The sequence below is a fragment of the Massilimicrobiota sp. mt181 genome, from assembly GCF_055420065.1.
Window position 1 is genome coordinate 1 of sequence record NZ_JBVAYN010000049.1, and the last position, 4,708, is coordinate 4,708.

Genomic DNA, 4,708 nt, shown 5'->3' on the forward strand with positions numbered 1-4,708 from the left:
GTCTATGAGATTGTCAGTCTATGTTGTTGAGTTGTGTAATTTGTTGCCACTGATCACAGAGCTTTTCTAAGGAATAAGCAGCATTAGCTGGAGATGTGGAAGGTAAGCAGATGTCTAAGAGTTTTGCTTGTGGATAACAATATTTCATATAGAGCTGATGCGCTTTTTTGCCATTTGTATAAATATGTGCAATTTGTGTCTGTTTCAATAAAGTCGCTATATCATTAACGACAACATGTTGAATGGAACTATCACTTGAGCCTTGAATATCACAACTTTGAATAACATCCCATACAGCAATATGATGATGAATCAAAAAGCTTTTCTTCTCTTCAATTGTCATTAAAGGCGCATGATGATAGAGAGCTGCAAGCACTTTCCAAAAACGGTTTTGTGGATGATGATAGAAAAACTGAGCTTCACGTGATTTGACAGAAGGGAAAGAACCAAGTATTAAAATTTTTGAATTCTGATCATAAATAGGATCAATATTATGTTTTGCTAGCATGCATATCACCTCTCACAATATTATAACAAATTTTATATATTTATTTACAAAAAAGTGAAATGGGTATATGATAAGAATACAGATTGTGTCAATTCAATGACCGGTTTTCAAAATTGAATAACGTCTTTGTGGCAGGGTGTAAGTCCCTACCGATGGTGATAGTCCATGACTCGCGAAAGCGACTGATCTGGTGAAATTCCAGAACCGACGGTATAGTCCGGATGAGAAAAGACATTTTCTGTGCAACTTAGACATTTTTGTTTAAGTTATTTTTTTTGAAAAAAGGAGACAGAAAAATGAAAACAAAAAAATTGAATGTGAAAAGAATTGCTTTAATTGGTATGTTAGGAGCATTAGGGGGACTGTTGATGTTAATCAGAACACCTTTGCCATTCATGCCACCATTTATGGATTTTGATTTGGCTGCATTGCCTGAAATTATTGGAGGTTTTGCTTTAGGACCTGTGGCAGCCGTTTTGATTGTGATTGTCAAACTTTTGATAAAACTGGCGATTGTAGGAACCAGTACAGCTTTTGTGGGAGAGCTATCTAATTTGATTGTCAGCTGTGCCTATGTTTTACCAGCCATCTGGATTTATGATCGTCATAAATCAAAATCATCAGCTTTAACAGGGATGATCGTTGGAACTTTGGTTTGTACATTGGCTGCGGTGATTTCTAATGTTTATATGATCATTCCTTTCTATGTGAATATGATGGGATGGTCAGTAGATACAATTATTCAGATGTGCCATGCTGTATGTCCACTAGTTAATGATTTGTGGTCATTGGCTTTATTTGGCGTTGTGCCATTTAATCTGATTAAATGTGGTGTAGCATCTATTATTACCTTTATTGTCTATAAAAAAATCAGTGTTCCTTTAAAACATTTTGCGAAAGCTGGTGTGTAGACAATGAAAGTCAAAAAGATTGCAACGATTGGTATTCTTTGTGCGTTAGCCATGATTGTGAACATGTTTGCGTTTATTCCGCTTGTTCCAACTGTGACATGGCTCACCTATGATCCTAAAGATATTATCATTGTGATAGGTGGGTTTATCTATGGTCCAATGACCTCTTTGATTATGAGTGGAATCTGTTCTGTATTGGAAATCATGATCAAAGGTGGAACAATCTTAGATGTTTTAATGAATATGATTTCCACTTGTTCATTTGCCTGTGTTGCAGCTGCTGTTTATAAACATCAGCATACCAAACAGGGAGCTATGATTGGGTTGGTATCAGGTGTTGTAGTCACTGTAATTAATATGACTATCTGGAATTATATTGTGACACCGATTTATTATGGCATGCCTCGTGAGGCCGTTGTTGCATTATTGTTACCGGGTATTATTCCTTTTAATTTATTAAAAGCTGGACTTAATGCAGGAATCACTCTATTTTTATATAAGAGTGTTGTGACAATTTTGCGTCATGCTCATTTTGTCGAAGAGAGTGAACATCCTACTTCCAAGACAAAGTCATTGGTTTGGATTGGTTTATTTATTACCATATCAATCATTTGTATTGTTTTAGCTATTCAAAATATCATTTAGGGAGATGAAATCATGAATTTTTTAGAAGCCAAAACATATTTATTTGAAAAACTGGCACCATCAAAAATTATGGCACTAGCATCAAGTGTGAATGATCATGTGATGGTCAGAAATGTTAGTTGTCTAATTTATAATGATGCGATTTATTTTAAGACTGATAAGAATTTTAGAAAAACAAAGCAGTTATATGAAAATCCTCGTGTAGCTTTATGTTATGGTGGGATTCAAGTTGAAGGCAAGGCTCATATTTTAGGGCTGGTTATAGATGAACCAGGACGTCAATTTGAAAAATTATATCAGCAATATTTATGGGGTAGCTATAATGCCTATAGTCATGAAGAAGATGAAATTTTAGTCAGAGTTGAACCTGTTTTTGTTGAAATATGGGATACAGATGAAAAAAATCAAGCATTTCAGACTTTTATTGATTTTGAAAAACAAAGTGTAGAATATCGTCAATATGACGAAAAAAGATAAAAATATAAAGAAGATTTCTCTTTTTTCATGGGAAATTCATAAGTTTTTTCTATACTTATTATGTACTTTTACTTTGTAATTGTATAAATAGCGTGTATAATGATAATGTTAGAAATTTAGTGAAGAAAGAGGGATTGAATGAAAAAGCTCATCAAGATATTGATTTCTAGACGATTATTGTTGGTCATAACTCTACTTGCAGCTGTTTTCTTTTGTTTTGTTGCATATGAGTTAAGTATATTACCATTAAAATATTTTATTCCTATGGTGATTATTATTTTCTTATTGACCTTTCTATTATATCGTCTTTCAAAAGATAGAGATCATTGCCATCCTGTCAGAGTGACAATTATTAAGTTGTTAAATGTTGTTTTGGCAATTGTATTAGTTATTGGTTCGTTGTCTTTTATGAAAGGTTCTCATTTCATTTCAGATATCACTGGAGGCAGCGAAGAGATTATAGAAATGGATGTTGTTGTTTTAAAGGATTCTTCTTATCAGTCTATTCAAGATTTAAAAGAACAATCTTTTGGGGCAGCACATGGCGATGCTGTGAATGTGAATAAAACAGAAGCCATGATTGAAGATGATATTGGCGATATTGATGTCACATCTTATCAGTCTAATACTGAGCTGGTTCAGGCTTTATTGAATCATGATATTGAAGCCATGATTGTTAAAGATGTTGATTTGGATTCTTTTGATTCTATTGAAGATAATTTTCATGAGAAGATTAGAATTATACAGAAATATTCAATTAAATTGGCTAGTGTCAAAGCTAATAGTGCCAAAGTAACCCAAGAACCATTTATTGTTTTCATTAGTGGAAGAGATAAAGAAGGACCTATTAGTACTTTCTCTTTATCAGATGTCAATATGATTGCGACAATTAATCCTACCACAAAACAAGTGTTATTAATCAGTATACCACGTGATTATTATGTGGATATTGAAGGTATTGATGGAGTTGTAGGAAAAGATAAGTTGACACATAGTGCCAAAGGTGGAATTGAAGCTACAATTAAGACGGTAGAAAATTTAATGGATATTGATATGAATTATTATGCAAAATTCAATTTTACATCTTTTATGAATGTCATTGATGCTTTAGGTGGTATTGAAGTGACAGTTCCTAAGTATGATGTCATTGGTAGAGATGATGGTGTCTTTACAACACGTTTGGATAAATATACAATTGCTCCTGGAAAACAGACTTTTGATTCTAAACATGCTTTATCATTCGTCCGTGAAAGATATGCTTTTGTAGATGGCGACGAAGTTCGTGGAAAAAATCAAATGCTGATGTTAAAAGCAATTATTAAAAAATGTTGTTCACCAAGTATTATTACAAGAATGGACAGTGTTTTTGAATCATTATCTGATAGCTTTGAAACAAACTTAAGTGCAAGTGAAATTAAATCACTCATTAATATGCAAATTAATGATATGGCATCATGGGATGTTCAATCTTATCGTTTAACTGGTGACCCATCTCAAAGAACATTTGAATTAGCAACTGTTGGTGATATCAGTGCAGTCAATGCTAATGGTGTTTATGTGACACAGCCTGATGAAGCATCTATTGCACAGGCAAAAGAATACATTCAAACAGTGATGAATGGAGATATTGTAAAAGTGGATACTGATTCATCAGATGATACAACAGTAGAATAAATATAAAAAAGCGAAAATTCCATTTTGAAGAATTTCGCTTTTTTGTTTTGTTGATCATATCTTGAGTATCTCTAAGACATCTTCTTCACTATTCATATTCAAAATATGTATCGTTAAGGCATGTAGCTGTTCATCATTACTTGTTTGAATCTGATGAATGGTCTTTGGTGATAGTTTTCCAAATTTAGATTGAAGTTGTTGGAGTAGTGTATTGATGACTCCTTCATGTAAACCTTCTTTTCTGCCTTCTATTTTACCTTCTATTTTTCCTTCTTTTATTCCCTCTTTTCTTCCTTCTTCTTTTCCTTCAAGTCGGGCTTTCTTGCTGATGTTTAATACATATCGTCCCATATTTACGTCTCCTTTCTGTTGTTCGATATGATTGTAAATCTCTTTATCATGTGTCAAGGCTCCTAGAACACATGCCACCTCATGACTAACCTTAAAATCATCATCTGGAGCGATTTTTCCATAGAGCATCTTCAATCCCTTA

At 33.3% G+C, this 4,708-nt stretch carries 6 protein-coding genes and 1 riboswitch; of the genes, 4 read left to right on the plus strand and 2 right to left on the minus strand.

The genetic code is table 11. The features are described from left to right. Positions 1 to 13: 13 nt before the first annotated feature. On the minus strand, positions 14 to 508 hold the full coding sequence (locus ACZYT4_RS13865) for a DNA-deoxyinosine glycosylase (protein ID WP_463786906.1): 495 nt from the start codon (positions 506 to 508) through the stop codon (positions 14 to 16). 118 nt (positions 509 to 626) lie between these two features. Continuing rightward, a riboswitch (FMN riboswitch) is annotated at positions 627 to 745 on the plus strand. 59 nt (positions 746 to 804) lie between these two features. On the opposite strand from ACZYT4_RS13865, the gene ACZYT4_RS13870 reads away from it, so the two are divergent. The 4 genes from ACZYT4_RS13870 (at position 805) to ACZYT4_RS13885 (ending at position 4,215) form a co-directional block, all read left to right on the plus strand. Then, positions 805 to 1,419, plus strand: a complete 615-nt coding sequence (locus tag ACZYT4_RS13870; protein WP_463786909.1) for an ECF transporter S component — start codon at positions 805 to 807, stop codon at positions 1,417 to 1,419. Positions 1,420 to 1,422: 3 nt separating this feature from the next. Then, positions 1,423 to 2,064, plus strand: a complete 642-nt coding sequence (locus ACZYT4_RS13875) for an ECF transporter S component (RefSeq protein ID WP_463786913.1) — start codon at positions 1,423 to 1,425, stop codon at positions 2,062 to 2,064. 12 nt (positions 2,065 to 2,076) lie between these two features. Then, entirely contained in the window at positions 2,077 to 2,541 is a 465-nt protein-coding gene (locus ACZYT4_RS13880) for a pyridoxamine 5'-phosphate oxidase family protein (protein WP_463786915.1), read from the plus strand. Between the two features lie 138 nt (positions 2,542 to 2,679). Continuing rightward, the gene (locus ACZYT4_RS13885) at positions 2,680 to 4,215 is read left to right on the plus strand and encodes an LCP family glycopolymer transferase (RefSeq protein ID WP_463786918.1); all 1,536 of its coding nucleotides are present in this window, start codon (positions 2,680 to 2,682) and stop codon (positions 4,213 to 4,215) included. Positions 4,216 to 4,269: 54 nt separating this feature from the next. On the opposite strand, the gene ACZYT4_RS13890 is transcribed toward ACZYT4_RS13885, so the two are convergent. After that, positions 4,270 to 4,708, minus strand: a 439-nt coding sequence (locus ACZYT4_RS13890; protein ID WP_463786922.1) for a DUF4351 domain-containing protein, incomplete at its 5' end; no start/stop codon positions are given.

What these genes read in the sequence shown, in the direction of transcription:
- ACZYT4_RS13880 (WP_463786915.1), top strand. Translation starts at nt 2,077, where the DNA reads ATGAATTTTTTAGAAGCCAAAACATATTTATTTGAAAAACTGGCACCA.
- ACZYT4_RS13875 (WP_463786913.1), top strand. Translation starts at nt 1,423, where the DNA reads ATGAAAGTCAAAAAGATTGCAACGATTGGTATTCTTTGTGCGTTAGCC.
- ACZYT4_RS13865 (WP_463786906.1), bottom strand. Translation starts at nt 508, where the DNA reads ATGCTAGCAAAACATAATATTGATCCTATTTATGATCAGAATTCAAAA.
- ACZYT4_RS13885 (WP_463786918.1), top strand. Translation starts at nt 2,680, where the DNA reads ATGAAAAAGCTCATCAAGATATTGATTTCTAGACGATTATTGTTGGTC.
- ACZYT4_RS13870 (WP_463786909.1), top strand. Translation starts at nt 805, where the DNA reads ATGAAAACAAAAAAATTGAATGTGAAAAGAATTGCTTTAATTGGTATG.